Source organism: Clostridium sp., from assembly GCF_047718555.1.
Taxonomy (GTDB): domain Bacteria; phylum Bacillota; class Clostridia; order Clostridiales; family Clostridiaceae; genus Clostridium_I.
Genome location: NZ_JBDNRK010000003.1, coordinates 21,251 through 37,492, shown reverse-complemented (window position 1 = coordinate 37,492; position 16,242 = coordinate 21,251). Strand labels below are relative to the sequence as shown.

Annotated in this window: 23 protein-coding genes; all 23 read right to left on the bottom strand. The window is 29.2% G+C overall.

Going from position 1 to position 16,242, the window contains the following annotated elements:
• Window positions 1-5: 5 nt before the first annotated feature.
• On the bottom strand, window positions 6-665 hold the full coding sequence (locus tag ABF633_RS01780; RefSeq protein ID WP_415521418.1) for a distal tail protein Dit: 660 nt from the start codon (window positions 663-665) through the stop codon (window positions 6-8).
• Window positions 640-2,973 (bottom strand): phage tail length tape measure family protein, encoded by a 2,334-nt coding sequence (locus ABF633_RS01775; RefSeq protein WP_415521416.1) that lies wholly within the window; start codon window positions 2,971-2,973, stop codon window positions 640-642. Before ABF633_RS01775 ends, ABF633_RS01780 begins: the two co-directional genes overlap by 26 nt.
• Window positions 2,960-3,319 carry a hypothetical protein gene (locus ABF633_RS01770; protein ID WP_415521414.1) on the bottom strand — a complete coding sequence of 120 codons (360 nt, stop codon included), beginning with the start codon at window positions 3,317-3,319 and terminating at the stop codon, window positions 2,960-2,962. Before ABF633_RS01770 ends, ABF633_RS01775 begins: the two co-directional genes overlap by 14 nt.
• Before the next feature lie 20 nt (window positions 3,320-3,339).
• The gene (locus ABF633_RS01765; RefSeq protein ID WP_415521412.1) at window positions 3,340-3,675 is read right to left on the bottom strand and encodes a hypothetical protein; all 336 of its coding nucleotides are present in this window, start codon (window positions 3,673-3,675) and stop codon (window positions 3,340-3,342) included.
• A 68-nt stretch (window positions 3,676-3,743) separates the two neighbouring features.
• A complete protein-coding gene (locus ABF633_RS01760; protein ID WP_415521411.1) occupies window positions 3,744-4,307 on the bottom strand; it encodes a hypothetical protein in 564 nt (187 codons plus the stop codon).
• Between the two features lie 25 nt (window positions 4,308-4,332).
• On the bottom strand, window positions 4,333-4,728 hold the full coding sequence (locus ABF633_RS01755; RefSeq protein ID WP_415521409.1) for a hypothetical protein: 396 nt from the start codon (window positions 4,726-4,728) through the stop codon (window positions 4,333-4,335).
• Window positions 4,729-4,730: 2 nt separating this feature from the next.
• Window positions 4,731-5,066 carry an HK97-gp10 family putative phage morphogenesis protein gene (locus ABF633_RS01750; protein WP_415521407.1) on the bottom strand — a complete coding sequence of 112 codons (336 nt, stop codon included), beginning with the start codon at window positions 5,064-5,066 and terminating at the stop codon, window positions 4,731-4,733.
• Window positions 5,067-5,083: 17 nt separating this feature from the next.
• Window positions 5,084-5,398 carry a hypothetical protein gene (locus tag ABF633_RS01745; protein ID WP_415521405.1) on the bottom strand — a complete coding sequence of 105 codons (315 nt, stop codon included), beginning with the start codon at window positions 5,396-5,398 and terminating at the stop codon, window positions 5,084-5,086.
• Window positions 5,388-5,786, bottom strand: coding sequence for a phage head-tail connector protein (locus tag ABF633_RS01740; protein ID WP_415521403.1), 399 nt, complete (start codon window positions 5,784-5,786; stop codon window positions 5,388-5,390). The genes ABF633_RS01745 and ABF633_RS01740 overlap by 11 nt, the downstream gene beginning before the upstream one ends.
• Window positions 5,787-5,818: 32 nt before the next feature.
• Window positions 5,819-5,974 carry a hypothetical protein gene (locus ABF633_RS01735; RefSeq protein ID WP_415521401.1) on the bottom strand — a complete coding sequence of 52 codons (156 nt, stop codon included), beginning with the start codon at window positions 5,972-5,974 and terminating at the stop codon, window positions 5,819-5,821.
• A gap of 2 nt (window positions 5,975-5,976) precedes the next feature.
• On the bottom strand, window positions 5,977-6,915 hold the full coding sequence (locus ABF633_RS01730) for a hypothetical protein (RefSeq protein WP_415521399.1): 939 nt from the start codon (window positions 6,913-6,915) through the stop codon (window positions 5,977-5,979).
• A 57-nt stretch (window positions 6,916-6,972) separates the two neighbouring features.
• The gene (locus tag ABF633_RS01725; RefSeq protein ID WP_415521397.1) at window positions 6,973-7,551 is read right to left on the bottom strand and encodes a DUF4355 domain-containing protein; all 579 of its coding nucleotides are present in this window, start codon (window positions 7,549-7,551) and stop codon (window positions 6,973-6,975) included.
• A 90-nt stretch (window positions 7,552-7,641) separates the two neighbouring features.
• Window positions 7,642-8,544 (bottom strand): minor capsid protein, encoded by a 903-nt coding sequence (locus ABF633_RS01720; RefSeq protein WP_415521395.1) that lies wholly within the window; start codon window positions 8,542-8,544, stop codon window positions 7,642-7,644.
• The gene (locus tag ABF633_RS01715; protein WP_415521393.1) at window positions 8,531-9,979 is read right to left on the bottom strand and encodes a phage portal protein; all 1,449 of its coding nucleotides are present in this window, start codon (window positions 9,977-9,979) and stop codon (window positions 8,531-8,533) included. Before ABF633_RS01715 ends, ABF633_RS01720 begins: the two co-directional genes overlap by 14 nt.
• Before the next feature lie 18 nt (window positions 9,980-9,997).
• Window positions 9,998-11,734, bottom strand: coding sequence for a hypothetical protein (locus tag ABF633_RS01710; protein ID WP_415521392.1), 1,737 nt, complete (start codon window positions 11,732-11,734; stop codon window positions 9,998-10,000).
• Window positions 11,735-11,951: 217 nt separating this feature from the next.
• Window positions 11,952-12,524 (bottom strand): tyrosine-type recombinase/integrase, encoded by a 573-nt coding sequence (locus tag ABF633_RS01705; protein ID WP_415521390.1) that lies wholly within the window; start codon window positions 12,522-12,524, stop codon window positions 11,952-11,954.
• Between the two features lie 149 nt (window positions 12,525-12,673).
• Window positions 12,674-13,108 carry a hypothetical protein gene (locus tag ABF633_RS01700; protein ID WP_415521388.1) on the bottom strand — a complete coding sequence of 145 codons (435 nt, stop codon included), beginning with the start codon at window positions 13,106-13,108 and terminating at the stop codon, window positions 12,674-12,676.
• A gap of 91 nt (window positions 13,109-13,199) precedes the next feature.
• The gene (locus ABF633_RS01695) at window positions 13,200-13,340 is read right to left on the bottom strand and encodes a hypothetical protein (RefSeq protein WP_415521387.1); all 141 of its coding nucleotides are present in this window, start codon (window positions 13,338-13,340) and stop codon (window positions 13,200-13,202) included.
• Between the two features lie 3 nt (window positions 13,341-13,343).
• Entirely contained in the window at window positions 13,344-13,562 is a 219-nt protein-coding gene (locus ABF633_RS01690; RefSeq protein ID WP_415521385.1) for a hypothetical protein, read from the bottom strand.
• A gap of 2 nt (window positions 13,563-13,564) precedes the next feature.
• On the bottom strand, window positions 13,565-13,843 hold the full coding sequence (locus ABF633_RS01685) for a hypothetical protein (protein WP_415521383.1): 279 nt from the start codon (window positions 13,841-13,843) through the stop codon (window positions 13,565-13,567).
• A gap of 51 nt (window positions 13,844-13,894) precedes the next feature.
• Window positions 13,895-14,371 (bottom strand): DUF4236 domain-containing protein, encoded by a 477-nt coding sequence (locus ABF633_RS01680; RefSeq protein ID WP_415521381.1) that lies wholly within the window; start codon window positions 14,369-14,371, stop codon window positions 13,895-13,897.
• Window positions 14,372-14,409: 38 nt separating this feature from the next.
• Entirely contained in the window at window positions 14,410-14,988 is a 579-nt protein-coding gene (locus ABF633_RS01675) for a hypothetical protein (RefSeq protein ID WP_415521379.1), read from the bottom strand.
• Between the two features lie 152 nt (window positions 14,989-15,140).
• Window positions 15,141-15,725, bottom strand: a complete 585-nt coding sequence (locus ABF633_RS01670) for a hypothetical protein (protein ID WP_415521377.1) — start codon at window positions 15,723-15,725, stop codon at window positions 15,141-15,143.
• Between the last annotated feature and the right edge of the window lie 517 nt (window positions 15,726-16,242).

Here is a 16,242-nt window from a genome sequence, read left to right as displayed (position 1 = left end):
GCCTCCTATAATCTTCTAAAATTTGGTGTTATCTCAACTTTACTTATATTCCCATTAAAAGAGATTGTATTTTGTCCACTTTCTAAATATAAGTAATTTAAATCTACATATGTAGTTGTGTTTATTGCATATGTTTTTCCGTTAAGGATAAAATTTCCTATACCATTACTATAAATCCTAATATTAGGACTACTATATATGTAAGGATTATATATTGTCATAGGTGTAGCCATTGCAATAACTTGATTATTTCTTACATATTTAAATGGATCACATATAAATGTAACCTGTAAATCTCCATTATCAACAAATTCATCAAATGTTGGAACATCTTGAACTCTTACCAAAAAATAATAATCGGGCATAAAATCAAATATTAATTGACTCTGCCCTACATTTAAAAGCCATTCTATAACAGAAGAATATAGTTCATATAAATCTTCCATAGTATCATTTGCTAATAAAAATTTTATTATAATTGTTCTAGTATCATATACGACATGTCCATTACTTCCAACCATAGATAAATCATATTGTCCATTTTGATATGGAACAGAATCCTTTATTATCTTTGGCACAGGTGGATTTATATGTTTTTCTTCTATATATAAGTTAAAATCTGTATAACTATTTTTATTGTTAAATGTTACGCCAAGAATTGCCATTTCCTATATTCCTCCCATCTTGTAGTGTCTTATTTTCTTGTAATTCACTTATATCTTCATATGTTTGTTCTGCAACAACTCTACCATTTAGTGGTATTTGTAAAATAATCGGTTGTTTAGGTTTATTATTGTTTGCACTATTAATATTAATGTTTCCTGCTACTGGTGTTCCTGCCATAGCAAGACTAGGATTTAACTTCATCCCCACATTCATATCAGAAGATAAACCTTTTATAGAATCAATAACTTTAAATTTATTTTTATCTATAGAAGAAGATAATCCACTCATGAAATCAGGCATCCATGTTTCGTAGTCAGCCAACGCTCCTTCATCTGGTCTACTAAAATGTAAGAAACTTTTAATTTTATCTGCTATACCACTAACAGCACTAACTATTCCTTGCACACCACTCATAATACCGTTTTTTAATCCGTCAATGAAATCTCTACCCCAAGCCAATGCTTTACCTGGCAACGATGTTAAGAAATTTATGGCACTATTAAAACCATTTGATATAACACTTCCTATCGTTCCTAAAACTGAAGATATACCATTTTTTAATCCATTAATCATATTAGATCCAAATTGTACAAATCTACTAGGTAAACTTGCAAACCAATTTACTACAGTATTAAATCCGTTTCTTATGCTATTTCCAGCACTTTCAACACCACTAACTAAATTATGAAAAAATCCAATAACAGAATTAATTACACCCATCACAAAAGATTTTACAAAACTAAAAACAGAATTTACGCCATTTCTAAACCACTCATTCTTATTGTAAAGTAATACTATAGCTGCTACTAAACCAGCGATTGCTATAATAACAATCGTGATAGGGTTGAGTGACATGGCTAGGTTTAAAGCAGTTTGTGCTATTGTTGCTGCACCTTCCGCTACGGTAGAAGCTACAAGTTGAGCTTTCTGTGCAACCCAAGCGATTGCTTGTTTTCCAAGTTCCAATGTCATTTTAGCTAAACTAACTGCTCCTTGTACTGCTGCTTTACCAAAATCAAGTATTGCACTCCCAGCACTTTTAGCTAAACTTCCAATCTTACTTATTCCAGTTCCGACACCACTTAATATTTTAGATCCAAAATTTGACATTCTTGTACTTACACTTAGAACACCATCATTTAGATACATAAATGCTATTCTAGCTGTATCTATCCCCGACTTTACATTTTTTACAGTGTTAGTTACTGTAGTAATGGCATTTTTTACATTAGTTATAGTTCCCACTACACCTTGTATACCCTTCCAAGCTATAAAAGCTGTTCCTATGGTAGTAATTATAGCTTTTGTAGCTTCTCCGTGTTGAGCGAACCAATCTAATGCATCTTTTACAAGAGCTAATCCACCTTTTGCAAGTCCTAAAAGCTGATTACCTAAATCAGAACCACTACTTCCCATCTTAGGAAATAAATTAGTTGCTATTTGTACTACATCAGATATGATACTTTTAACAATAGGTGTTAAAGTATTAATTGCTTGTCCAATAAAATTAACAACATCACCTATTACTGCTTGAATTTGTGGCATATGATTATTAATAGAAGTCATAAATTCAGTAAGTGGAGGTAATAGTTTACTTACTATTCCAACACCAACTCCAGTTAATTGGTTTTGGAGAATAGTTAATTGTCCTGCAAAAGTCTTTCCTGCCGCTTCGGCACTTCCACCAAACTCTTTTTGGAGTTCTTTGAGCATTACTGCTTGTGCTCCAGCCACATCACCAGCTTTGGTCATAGCTTCAATTTGTTTCTTTTGTTGGTCATTAAAAGTTACACCTTGTTTAGTAAGTCTGCTCATACCCTCTGCTGGATTATTTAAAGCCTTACCTAAAGTCATTACAGAACTATTTAAGTCTGTACCCATAGCTGTACTCATATCCTGCGCCGCCTTTATTGTATCTGGAAAAGTCTTTTTACTTATCCCAGTAAATGTTAACAATAGGTTTTCTGCTGCCTTTGTTGTTCCTGCACTAAAAGTAGTTACTTTTGCTTGACTATTTGCAAGATTTACTAAAGCATCTTTTGTCATTCCTGCTGTTCCACCAGTAGATTTTAGAACAGCATCCATCTGAGCCATTGTCTTTTGTCCTGCTTCTGCCTTTGCAAATAAACTTGAAAATCCCATAGATACACCGAGAATAGCACCTAGTTTTAAGGCTGCACCAGCAATAGAACCAAAGGAAGAACTAAATATTCCTGAAAGTCCTTTTGCTTTTTCTCCTGCTTTATCTATTCCAGGTGTTAGTGAATCTTTTAAAAGCAATTCACCAAATATACTAAAGAGTTTCACTTACATAACCTCCCTTCTCAAACAATTTTCTTACTTCATCTGCTTCTTTAAAGCCTTTTTCAGCCATTTTATGTATTTCTTCTTTATTAAATTTTTTACCATTTATATTTTTAAATGCTTTATTTTTATAATCTTCAAATGTAATAAAATTTTTATCATCCATGAAAATATGTTCCATGTTCCATTGCTGAAATAACATATCTTCAGAAATTTTTATATTTGCCTTTTTTATTAATTCGATTCCATCTAAAAGACTTAAATTCATTACATAATCCACGTCATTGTATCTAGATAAAATCAAGTCTAAAGCACTCACTTCATCAAAATCGTATAACCCTAAATTCATACAAAATGTAGGAATTCTAATTATTTGAGTGCAAGTTTTAAAAAACTTTCTATTTCTTCATCTTCAAAAATACTTTGAATCATTTCTACAGTTTTTATTGGAGATTGATTTTCAATTTCTTTTACAGTTTTATCACTCATATCTGATAATAATTTGTATATCTCTTTCTCTGCATTGCCTATATTTTCCACAAATAAAAGTATTAAATCTATATTGATAGAATCTTTCGCCTTTAGCTTGTCTTCGTCACTTAATCCTGTAACATCTTTAGCTAAAGCCTTTATTTCATTCTTTATATTCATCTTTTTTATTATTCTAGTTAAACTAAATAAATCTGCTGTTTTAAGTTTTCTCATATATTAAAACCTCTTTTCGTTTTTAAATTTTTGAATTAAAAAAGCACCCTATAATAGAGTGCTAATTTTTATGCTGTTGCTTTTGGATATCGAATTTCGTACGGAAGAACGTCTGGTGTAGTAGGATCGATATATCCAGTAAAGGTAGCTTGTACTACATTATCTGAATCATCCTTTAGTGCATATTTTAAACCATCTGTACTCATTGCGTTCTTTAAAATGATTATACATGGTTTTGCTGCCCCTGAAATTTTTCCGACCAATGCTATATTTACAAGATAATCACTATCTTTAATGGTTGTACGACCCGTGATTATATCGTAATCTGGATCTGTTGCTGTATCAACATCACCTCTAATAAGAGTTGCAATAGTTGATGAACTCATTTCTAATATATTTGTAGCTAAAGTTACATCTGTATTAGTAACAAATTCAAGACCTTTTGCTGAACCTTTTACACCGTCCACTTTTGCTTGACGTGTATTTGCTTTTACTGTAAATGTGCTTCCACCCGAAGTTGCTCCTAATTTTTTTTCAGTTTCAGTTCCATAATTTATATATAAACATCCCGCATCAATCGAAAGATTTTTTACTGTATTACTTGTAAAAGAATTCGTATCTGTACTATTCATTTATATATTACCTACCTTTCTATTTTTATTGATTTATTTCATACGTTTTTACTAAAAAACGTAATTGTCTACGCTTTAAATTTATATCAGGATCATTTAAATTGAGACGACATGGATTATACCTACTTATTTGTATAAACATATCGTCTTTCATAATTGTGAGTTTATTTAATTTGTTATATATAGCATCTGTTAGAGTTTCAACTTCTTCAATGCCATGCTGATTTGACCATATATCTATGTAGCATAAATTATTATTTGAATATTCATTGTTAGGGATACCCCAGTACATTAAAACAGTAGCATAAGGATATACTTTTGCACCGTTCTCAGCACCTTCCTTATCTTGTGGATATTCATCAGAATAACAAGTAATAATAGGGTCTATCTGTTCAATTAAATAATCATATAAATTAAGCACAATTAACTACCCATTTTAGATGATATAATTTTACTCGCTATGTCTGTTAGTTGTCCTTTATTATCATTGATTGTATTCTGAAGTATATGCTGTGCTTTCTGCTTAGAGCTTCCTTCTTCTACGAAAATTGCGTATTCTGCTTCTGGAGTTGTTCCTATATCTACACCATTATTATCCTCATGTACCTGATAATCTTCGTGACTTCTCATATTACCTGAAACTACAGGAGTTCTCATTTGATATTCTGCTTTAATTGTTGAACCCCAAGTATCACATATTTCTTTTTTACTTGCCATTATTGCTGCTTTAACTTCTGCACCATACCAATTAATAGACATAATATCACCATCCTTTCTTAATGTTTTGAATATACAAATATCTCCATATAATCATCCCATGGAATGAATTTTCTAACTTCATATTCATTTCCATAAGCATCTTTTAATATAGAATTAATTTTTATATCGGTATCCACACCGTCATATTCATAAAACAATCTGTCTGTAACATCTACATCATATCCATAAGCTTTTAATAGCAATGCTCGATTATATGGCTGTTTATCAACATCAATATTCTTAATAAAATTTAAGCCTGATATCCAATTACCATGAGAATTTTTAGTACCTTCACCATAGGAATATAGTCCATAAGTTGCATTAATAACCATAATCATAACCTTCTCTTCCACTAGACTGTAATCTAACATAAGGCTGTGGTAATAATGCCTTTACTGCATCCGACAATGAATTATCATATGTTCCAGACCTTGAACCCTCTGAAAATTGTTTCATTCCTATATTTCCACGTCTCTTATATTGTTCAATTACATATTCTATAATTGCATCAGGATATGTTGCTTGAACATCTACTGGTGGAGTAGTTGTTGTTGTACCATCAAAATTAGTTACTACTAAGTCCGTAGCCCTTAATTGCAAATAATTTTGTATGAGTGGTACTGCTCTTCTTATGTAAATATTAATAATTGAATTTTTTGAAATATCCGTATCATTAATATTTAATAATGTTTTACAGTCTGATAAAATATCTACTGACATTAGTCTTACCCCCTTGATTAGAAAAGGGTAGACTATTTAGTCTTACCCTTAGTTATTTTATTTTCTACTTTACTTTCAATTACTTCAGCTTCCTCAACAATTTCTTTAAAGCCCTTATGTAATAATTCTAATTTTTCTTTTTCAGTGGCTACTATCCTAACCACATTTATGTGCTGTAAAGTAAACATTATTATGCTAATGCTTCCTTGCAGTTTACAAATACAGATGCTAACTTATTGTCAGGAATCCATAAATCATGATATTTTCTGTAATCAAGCTTGTATGCATCTGCATTAATATTTTGTTGAGGTGAGAATATTCTAATATTATCAGTTTTTGAAACCGCTATAGGTGCATTTTGAGCACATATAATCCAGTTTATTGTCTTTGCTGTTCCTGCTGGTACAAATCCACCTGCTTCTTGTCCTGCTGTAATACCATCATTGAAAGTATATGCAGTTTTAAGTCTAGCAGAAGGTACTGGCATTATTGGTGTACCATCTATTGTTCTAAACTTAGTGTTAACATTGCCATCAAATGCTTCACCAGTTGCTCCTAATTCTACGAATCTAGTAACCTCTGTAGAAGATTGTAATGTATTTAAAGTTGATATAGACATACAAATACATAATGGAGTTTCATATCCAATAACATCTTGTACTGTTGCTATATCAGCCTTTAATTTTGTATAAATATCTGCTACTGCTGGAGTATAACCACCACTAGCTTTACCTGCTCCTATAGCTAAAGAAGCGATTTTACTATATCTGTAAGCATCTATTTCTGGGACAACCTTAGTTCTTTGGAATTCTCCCATTATGTTACTTGCACTTGCTACAAAGTTTGTCTCATTTACATCCATAGAATCAAGATTAAATGTTCTACTTCTATCCATTGTTAAAGTCATTGTTTCATAACTTAAATTTGCTGAACCTGCTGCAAATCCATTTGCTCTATCGTAATTTCCTAGTCCATCCATATCAATTTTTGGAATTTTTATAGTATTACCACCATTGTAAATTAAACCAGATGTATTTCCTTCCATCCATCCTGTTGTAGCCTGTGCCACGATTTGTCTATCTAACTCCTGTTGAAATAACTGTGCATATTGAAAAGTGTTTACTGCCATTTATAATTACCTACCTTTTTTATTATTAGTGCTTTTTTAACGAGTAGCCCGAACCTCTTATTTTAATCCGTTTCTAATTTGTTCTCTTAATTTATCTAAACCACTTAAGTCTCCACCTTTATCTGCTGGTGGTGTATAAGAATTGTCTTTCGCAAATTCTTTTCTTATTGCTTCATCATGTAAAGCCATAATTTCAGCAAATTTATTGATATTATTGGTTGTTGAATCAGCATCTTGTCCAACAAAATAATCTACTAGTTCGTTAGGAAGTTTTTTTTCACTTGCTAATTTATAAGCACTATTAGTTAGTTCCTTATGTAAACTATCTTTTTGCATCTTATCTAGCTGTGCTTTTAATTCTCTAACCTGTTTTTGCTCAGGTGTTTCCTGTGGATTAGCTTTTGATACTGCATCATCAATAAGCTTTTGAAGATTATTTGTTTTCCATGTTTCTAAAGACTTGGAAGAATGTTTATCCTTTTCTGAATCCATAAAACTCTTAAAATTAGAATCACTGTTAACTTTTTCCTTAAATACGTCTAAAGAACTAAACCCACCCAAGAAATTTTTTACATCCTCACTATCTTTGTTTGTTTCAAAATAATTTTTTACCTCATCGAAATTTTCTATTGACATTGTTTAAACTCTCCTTTCGCCCTTCTAACACTTATTGCACTAGAAACGCATTTGAATTTTTTATTTTATAAATTAAAAAAAGCTACTGAATTAATCAGTAACCTCGTTATCATTTATTCCTTTATCTTTAAGCCATTCATCATAAGTTTTATAATCTATTAACTCTCTAGTTTCATTATCTAATCTTTTTGAAGGTTGCCATCCTTCATATGGAATATTTATAAGTACACACCTACAATTTGGGTGAGTATCATAAACTGGTTGTGGATGATCTTCATCAATACCCCATACTTTACCATCGAGTGAAGCATCATATTCAGCCGTTTTATCATCTAAAGTTGCAGACCACATAACCTGTTTACAACCAGCATTTTTACCTGCCTGTAATTGGCTATCGACTGCATTTCTAGCAACTTCAGTACGGACTAATCGCCTTGATTCATATGCTTGAATTGCAAAAGCGTCCTTAATCTGCTTCCCTATTTGGTCAATTGTTGTCCCACCTGTGGAAGCATCTTTAATAAGATTATAAAGTTTATCCATCATACTTTGTTTGTTATTCCATATCCTATCTGAAAATGTTTCATCCAGATATTCACGATTTATTTCTACAGCAATAAATTCTTTTTTTAAAATACTAAAATTAGAACTTATTCCAAGCTTATCAAATATAAAAGAATTCTTATAATATGTATCTTTATAAGTATCTCCTAGTATTTTACTTATCTTATCTACTTCAGCATTACCTAACTCTTTAGTTATTTTAGTTAGTTTTGCTTGTACATCTTTAAGTATTGTATTTTTTTGATTACCACTTAAATTTAATAATCCTTTGATAGCATATTTTATATAAATCAAACCAATCATTGCATGAACTTCATCAAGTTTATTATTTTGGTCTTGGTATATACCTTGCATTTGTGCGTCAGCATATTGTTCACTATCTAGTCTGATTTGTTCTATAGTTTCCCTATATTTTTTATTTATTGCCATTTATATCACCACCCATCATATCCTTTTTATCAGACATAATTTTAGTGTTTTCTGGATTTTGATTCATTATATTTATATTTCTTGCTTGGTCTAATAAATTTGAACCTACTGTACTGGACTCATTTTCTTTAAGTGCTTTTTTCATTTCCATAACTGGATCACTAACAAAACTAAATAATGATAATGCAGTTTCATTGGATAAAATACCTTTTAATTGAGCCACTACCTGTGCCATAAGCAAGTCATCTTGTGGTAAGTTTGCAGTAAATGAAATAATTATATCTTTTACATCATATGTATTAGAACCTTTAAGACTATTTAAATAATTAAATATACATTGTAGTCTAGTTTTAATACAATTTTGCAAACTCTTTTGATTTAATTTACATTTTTCTGTTAATTCCATTACCTTAGCTTTCATCGCTAGACTTGAAGTATTAGAAGATTCTTTAACATTATGGTTTACGTGACCTGCCATTTGATACATCTTATCCTCCAATGTATTAAGAGTATTCTGTATAAAAATATCATTAATATTCTTTATAATCCATTCAGCTTTACCGTCACCTTTAAAATTAATAATTCCTTTTTTACGCATTTCAGGTAAATCTTCATCATTTATTTGACAATTTTGAAATCCTAAATAAGCATTTCTAAATTCAGTAATTTCCTGCGATATGTCACTTAAATTTTGCTCATATGCATCCTGTAATGTCTTTACATCATGATAGATTGTATCAAACCAACCTTCCTCCGAACATTGTGCAATTCCAACTGGAACTATTCCAAAACTATGTACTTGTCTTTCTGCTATTTCATTGAATTGCTCATCACAGTGAATAATCTCACTATCTGTATATATATCAATACGCATTTTATTATTTTTTTCAAATTGTTTGTGGAATACATGTAGAAAATATATCATATCACCAAATTCATCAAGATAAGCATAGCCATGACGAGGACTGATAATTTTTGAATTTACATCGCCATTTTTATCAATATAATATAATTCATATGCTGTTCCATAGATAAGCATATTCTTAGCTAAGTTTTCATCAGTTTTTTCATCCCAATGGGAAGTATTATCATTTATAACGCTAAGTATAGAACTATTATTACTCTTAGATGTATATGTTATAGGATTACCTACTGAATAAGATACTTCTTCCTTAATGAATTTCTTCATATAATTAGTATTTATTTTATGATTATATCTATCATTAATATAAGCATAGTTTTCTGAACCAGTTCCATCGACATAGTTATCAAACATTGCATTATCTGTAACTCCGTCCTGGTAAAAGTTCATTATCTTATTAGTATCTGTTAGACCTAAATAATAAAAATAAATCTTTTGATAAATATGCCATACACTTTGAAAACGTATAAACATATTACTTAATATTTCTCTATTTGCTTCTATATCAAACATTAATCGTTATCACCTCTCTTAAAATAATTTATGTATATCCATAAATGTAACTCTTTCAATTATTTGAATTTCTTTAATATCTAGGGTCAATTGTGCTACTGAATCTGGTGCATCATCGTGTTCAGAATATTCCTGTCCACAAAAACCCATTATTTGCTCTATAAAATCTTTATCATCTTGATTAAATATAATTCTTCCATTATTCACATCACTTATAATAGTAGAAATTTTTTCATCTTTATTTTTCTTCTGCATTTTGTTTATAAATGTTATATCCCTATTCATCAAATCAATATCTTTAGATATTAATTCTTTTATTTTTAATACATCAGCACCCATATATAAATTCTTTTCTATAGATACATGAGTAATCTCTGGAAAATCTTTAAGTAACTTAATTACACGATTACAAAAATCATCAAAACCTACTTTAAGTAATTCGCCTTTTTTAATATAAATAAAATCATTATCAGCTAATCCGCCTATTGCAAAAGCTGAAAAATCTGCTTTATTGGATATTGAGTTTGCAGGATCACATACAAGTATATTTTTGATAAAGTTATGGCTTTTAATTTCTTCTAAAGATTGAGTTCTATTAGATTTAAACCACTTATCACCTATCTTAGAAGCATCATTCATCATTTCTTGCTTAAATGCTGTAGGATTATTATAATAATCAATAGCTAAATCTAAACAATCATATTTATCCTGCCATATAGTCTCATACTGCATATCACTTTCATGTTGATAGTAAAATTCTTTGGCTTCAGAAACACTATCTTTAGATTTATCATTAAAGTATAGTTTTCTAAATTCTTCCCATAGTCCTAAATGAAAATATTCATCAACATTGAAGTCTACAACACGTTTTACTATATGTTTGTAGTCTTTATTCTTTAAAAGTCTACTCATAAAACAATCTCTATGTAAAATAGTTCCAAGTACAATAAATTTTGTAGCTTGTTTTATCTTTTCCCCATCTCTATATACTGCTTTATCTCCTGCGTAACCACTGTCTTCAATCCATGTATTGTATTTTTTATCTCTTGCTTCTTCAGTTATACAATCACTCTTAGATTGATAATCATCAGCAATAATACAACTTGGTCTTGCTCCTGAATATTTTTTACCTCTCATAGAAGATGTAGAAGAAATAGCCTGTATCTTAGTATGATTAGATAATTCAAGTTCTAATTTATTTACTGTATATTTTTTAGGCTCTATTAATTTACCAAATGATTTTATTATGTATTTATTTTCTTCAAAGGCTTGTCTAGTTTGTGCTATAAACTCCGTAGCATCTTGTTCTGTTTTACCTGCAACCAATGTATATATTGATTTTTTATAACAATGTAACCATACAGATATAGCAAAATCGCATACAGTTGTTTTTGCACATCCCCTTGGCATTATTAATTCTAATTTATCTATAGTATCCTTTAAAAATGTATCCTCTAATTGCTCCCAAATATGAAAATGTACTGGTGCTAGTATTCTAGCTGCATTATTTGACTTTGGAAGAAAAGTATCTTGGAGGTAATATAGACAAAAGAACTCTATAGATACTTCTCCAAGTTGAGATGCTAAAGAACTTACACCAAATAGGTTATTCGAGTGGGACAATATCATTTCTTGTGCTTTAGTTTCGGCTTGGTCTTGTGAAAATCCACTTGATATTAATTGTTTAACCGTGTATTTATATAGTAGATATCTGTTTTGTTCATCTTCATTATCAAATTTTATACCATCTATCAATCTATTACCTCCCTTCTTATATCCCAAGTTTAAAAAATATTATAAAAAATTGTATGACTCAATGTGGGGTTATCTTGGCTTTTGCGAAAAAGAAAGCCACCCCCAAATTATTTTGTCGAATCGTGTAATGTATAATATATTAATATACTAGGTTAAATAAAAATAAGACATGGAATAACCACATCTCACTAATAATAATTATTATTTATTTCTTTAGTTATCTTCTAAAACTCTTCAATGCATCTTCATACTCATCATCTACAATGTGTGTATATATCATCGTTGTACTCAAATCACTATGTCCCAAAGCTTTCTGTACTAACCTTATATTCTTAGTATCTCTTAATAAATCGGTAGCAAATGTATGCCTTAGTGTATGAGGTGATATAGTCTTTGTAATACCTGCTTTACCTGCATAATTAACAACCATTTCTCTTACATCTCTATCCTTTAATACACTACCAGTTCTATTTGTAAATACATGGGATACTTTTCCTAATTGCTCCCCCTGTCTTTGTTTCCAGTCCTGTAATAATTGTAGGGTATTTTCTCCAAGCCATAGTATTCTATCTTTTGATCCTTTACCATCTACTACCTTTAATTGTCCAGTAAGTAAATTAATATCTTGCCATTTCAAATTAATCATTTCCGATAACCTTAATCCTGTTGCAAGAAATAACTGTATCATCATTTTATTTCTATGGCTATTAAAATATCTCATATTAAATATATTTATTAACTGTTCTTGTTCTTCTTTAGTTAAAAATTCTGGTATTTTCTTATTGCTCATAACTCTCACCTTTTTTAACAAATTATAGTTTTCCACCTAAAATACATATTATAGGTGGTTATTCACTACAATTATTATTATAAAACTTCCCAATATAAAATTCAAGTGTAATCGGTGGTTATTCACAATAAAAGAAAAGTTTTATGTAATTACTCAACTTTCTTTAATTTGTATTTTTCAAACTCATTCTGCAATTTATTACTATCAATATTATCATTATCTTTGTTATCAGTAACATCTTCAACCTTTGTAGTAATTCCACCCATTACACGATTAATAAGGTATTCATTAGCATCTAGTTTTATTTTATCCGACTCAGCACTATTTGCTATCATAATTATATTGTTAATATAGCTACCTAAATTAGACTTTATTCGACACAACCCATCATTTTTAATTTCCTGTAGTCGATTGTTCATCTCAGCCTTGCATTCATCATTATTTATAACACTATCATATAACCATGTTCTGCTCTTACCACAACTCTTAGCAATGTCTATTTTATTATGTATTCCCTCGATCAAAAGGTCTATGGCCATAGATTGTTTTTCATTTATCATTTTTATTTCACCTCCATTTGTCAAGCAAAAACACTTTACATGTTTACATATTTACTATACTATTTATATAGTACACTCAAAAAAATATATAGGGTGGGGGTATTTTTTACCTCCACTAATTATTTATACCTTTATTATATTCATCAGGAATTTTAAACATTTTCAATATTATTTTTTTAAATACTAATGTACCTATAGTATTACCTAAGACAGTACCTATAGTACAACCTATAATAGCTGCAATAAAAGTTTCCATAATTTATTTATCCCCCATTTTATCTTCATATAATTCAATTAATTTATTAATGCATTCAGTTTCATAGTTCAGAACACTCATTATTTTTTCATTTCGTTCCAACATGTCCTCACTGCTCTTTACCTCATGTCTTTTCATTTCTTTTAATAAATCATCTAATTTTTTACTCATTTCTTCCTTTATTTTATTATCTAATTCTACTACCATATTCATATCTTTCATCTCTATATTTCTCCCTTCAAAATCTTTTCATCTACTACTGCCAATCCAGTGAGAAATTTTCCGTTGATTTCTACAACATTATCATAAATAGATTTCTTTAAATAATCTAAATCATATAATTTATTATCCCTTTTCACAGTTATAAAATTATAATTATGTTGCTCTCCTTTATATGTATAACTTATTCCATATTTTATAAACTCATTAGTTTTGTTACTTGTAAATTGAACATTCACACTAATTAATTCTATATCTTGAACCTTCATAAATTTTCTTTTCATAATATTCCTTCTCTCCTTTTAATTTTGGACATAAAAAAAGGACTTATATTTCTATAAATCCTCACCAATTATTTTACCTTCTTTATTTGCTTGTAACCACTTTTTAATTATACTAAATAGTGTTCCAAAACATACAATCACATCTACAATTCCTATAATCCAAAGCAATATTGTACTCTTTAATGTAAATGCATCACCTATTGCTGCTACAAAGAATACTATTAAACAAGTCTTAATTAACTTTAAAACTGCCTTATTTGTTATCTCATCGTTTCTTTTTCGTAATAACTTATCATTAGCTTTTATCTGTTTTTTATTATAAGTAGAATTATTTACATTTTTAGTATTGCTATTTAGTTCTTTTCTGAAATAAACATTATTAGTTCCACCAGAAACATAAACTTTACCTTTAGAATTTATTCCCATTCTAGCACCTTTTACACCCGTTGAAATAGATAGACCATTTTTAGATAAATTCAACCTAGTATGTTTTGATATTTTAAAAGATTTTCTGAAAAATACTCCCATATAATTCACCTTCTTATGGAATATTATATTATTTTACTCTACTTTCCAACGTTTTTATTAAATACTACATAATCTAAGTCATTTTCATCAATATCTTTTGTATTTCTAAATATAACTTCTTGCTTTTCAATTGATAAATTAAAAAATGGTTTTATCTGCAAATCTTTTGTTATATATGCGGGAATAAGTTTATATCTTTTATGTTTTAAGTATTCTTGTTTAAAAAAAGATAAATTTTTTGAATCTGGTTCAGGATTCATTCTATTATATCTGCCAATTGTCATAATTAATGTATCTTCTGGTTTAATATTATTTGCCTTAAGCCTTCTTATTATATTCTCAGTAGCAGTATTTATATGCACTGTATATCCAGCTTCTTCACCAGGTATATCTCCTTCGATAATTGCTACTCTTATTTCATCGAATATATCTTTATCTCCAAATCGTTTTATCCATTCTTCAAATATTTTTTTACCAGCCTTTTCATTCTCAAAAGCCAATCCTAATATTGGTATATTAATACCATCAGATGCTACAAAAGTTGCTTTCCATTTTGCAGCATTCCATAAATCTAAATTAATTACACTTGTTACATACATATTTTTATCATCTGACATAATCCCATCTCCCTAATATTGTATTTTATCACTCTATTCTACAATATTAGTTTAATTTCCTTCTTTTATAAAAATATTTATTATTTATTTAAAAGTAGGTGGTGGTTGTTCCCCACAAATCCTACTCATTTTTCAATTTTATATGTATATTTTTAATCAGTTATTTCTACTTTATATAAATATAAAGCATCATATAACCTTTTAGAAATCTTATCCTTATATGTATCTGCAATATCTTTGATTAATTGCTCCTTAAATTCCTTATATGCATTAAATGCTTCTTTTGGTGTTTTATAATTACCTAAATGTTTTAATCCTACATCTGGTACACTACATTGTGCTAAATAATATCCACATTCTGTTATTGCAACGCCTAGAGGTAAATCACCCCTATTAGCATCTTTTTTAATAAATAATGCATTAATGAAATGTGGTACAAATACACAAGTATTAGGACTATAAATTTTATTACCTTTAATTAATATATCCTTATCTAGATCCATCCTATGCCCATTGATAATATAATAATTATCATAAAACCATTTAGCAAAAACTTGATAATCATGCCATTCGTCACACACACTACAACCAATATAAGTTGGAAATTTCTCCTGCCATTTTTTATTGTAACATCTAGTCATCATATTACTCCATGTTTGGTATGCCTTTTTTACAAGTCTATTGTCATAACTTACCTCATTTAATTTATTTTGTTTTTTTGTTGTTAATTGTTCCATTTCTTTTTAGCATTTATTGATTCCTATTTGATCGTATCTTAGATTGTATATATTTATACTTTTAGTGTCCTCTGACAGCTCCACCTACTCTTCCTCATACCTTTATTAAATAGCAACATGCCATTCACATCCTTTCCACGTTTTATTTTTGAGTATATAAATCTCTTATACACTCTTATCAAACTCCACTTTGAATACATAATAAAAAGCACCTAATAACTAGATGCTCTCTATATATACTCAAAAAAAGGGATGTGGAGTCCCATAACAATGTATAAAACATTTTAAGATATTTTAATAAAAAATAGAGACTACATTTCAGCAGTCTCATTGCTTTCATTTTTTAACCCCGTTAAGCATCGGAACTATATTAAATTTTATATATAAATATATAAAAAATAAATTAAAAATAAAAGCCTAAAATGTGGATTTCGTTTAAAAAACATTTAAGAGTACTTATACGTAAAAAATAATAAATTCTTATTCTAAGATATAATATTTATCTTAGAATCAATCT

Coding starts and splice junctions, on each gene's coding strand:
- ABF633_RS01765 (WP_415521412.1), bottom strand. CDS start 3,675: ATGAGAAAACTTAAAACAGCAGATTTATTTAGTTTAACTAGAATAATA.
- ABF633_RS01670 (WP_415521377.1), bottom strand. CDS start 15,725: ATGGAACAATTAACAACAAAAAAACAAAATAAATTAAATGAGGTAAGT.
- ABF633_RS01720 (WP_415521395.1), bottom strand. CDS start 8,544: ATGGCAATAAATAAAAAATATAGGGAAACTATAGAACAAATCAGACTA.
- ABF633_RS01685 (WP_415521383.1), bottom strand. CDS start 13,843: ATGAAAAGAAAATTTATGAAGGTTCAAGATATAGAATTAATTAGTGTG.
- ABF633_RS01780 (WP_415521418.1), bottom strand. CDS start 665: ATGGCAATTCTTGGCGTAACATTTAACAATAAAAATAGTTATACAGAT.
- ABF633_RS01715 (WP_415521393.1), bottom strand. CDS start 9,979: ATGTTTGATATAGAAGCAAATAGAGAAATATTAAGTAATATGTTTATA.
- ABF633_RS01675 (WP_415521379.1), bottom strand. CDS start 14,988: ATGTCAGATGATAAAAATATGTATGTAACAAGTGTAATTAATTTAGAT.
- ABF633_RS01735 (WP_415521401.1), bottom strand. CDS start 5,974: ATGTTTACTTTACAGCACATAAATGTGGTTAGGATAGTAGCCACTGAA.
- ABF633_RS01750 (WP_415521407.1), bottom strand. CDS start 5,066: ATGTCTATTAATTGGTATGGTGCAGAAGTTAAAGCAGCAATAATGGCA.
- ABF633_RS01690 (WP_415521385.1), bottom strand. CDS start 13,562: ATGAAAGATATGAATATGGTAGTAGAATTAGATAATAAAATAAAGGAA.
- ABF633_RS01725 (WP_415521397.1), bottom strand. CDS start 7,551: ATGTCAATAGAAAATTTCGATGAGGTAAAAAATTATTTTGAAACAAAC.
- ABF633_RS01705 (WP_415521390.1), bottom strand. CDS start 12,524: ATGAGCAATAAGAAAATACCAGAATTTTTAACTAAAGAAGAACAAGAA.
- ABF633_RS01680 (WP_415521381.1), bottom strand. CDS start 14,371: ATGGGAGTATTTTTCAGAAAATCTTTTAAAATATCAAAACATACTAGG.
- ABF633_RS01745 (WP_415521405.1), bottom strand. CDS start 5,398: ATGGTTATTAATGCAACTTATGGACTATATTCCTATGGTGAAGGTACT.
- ABF633_RS01695 (WP_415521387.1), bottom strand. CDS start 13,340: ATGGAAACTTTTATTGCAGCTATTATAGGTTGTACTATAGGTACTGTC.
- ABF633_RS01730 (WP_415521399.1), bottom strand. CDS start 6,915: ATGGCAGTAAACACTTTTCAATATGCACAGTTATTTCAACAGGAGTTA.
- ABF633_RS01770 (WP_415521414.1), bottom strand. CDS start 3,319: ATGAATTTAGGGTTATACGATTTTGATGAAGTGAGTGCTTTAGACTTG.
- ABF633_RS01760 (WP_415521411.1), bottom strand. CDS start 4,307: ATGAATAGTACAGATACGAATTCTTTTACAAGTAATACAGTAAAAAAT.
- ABF633_RS01740 (WP_415521403.1), bottom strand. CDS start 5,786: ATGTCAGTAGATATTTTATCAGACTGTAAAACATTATTAAATATTAAT.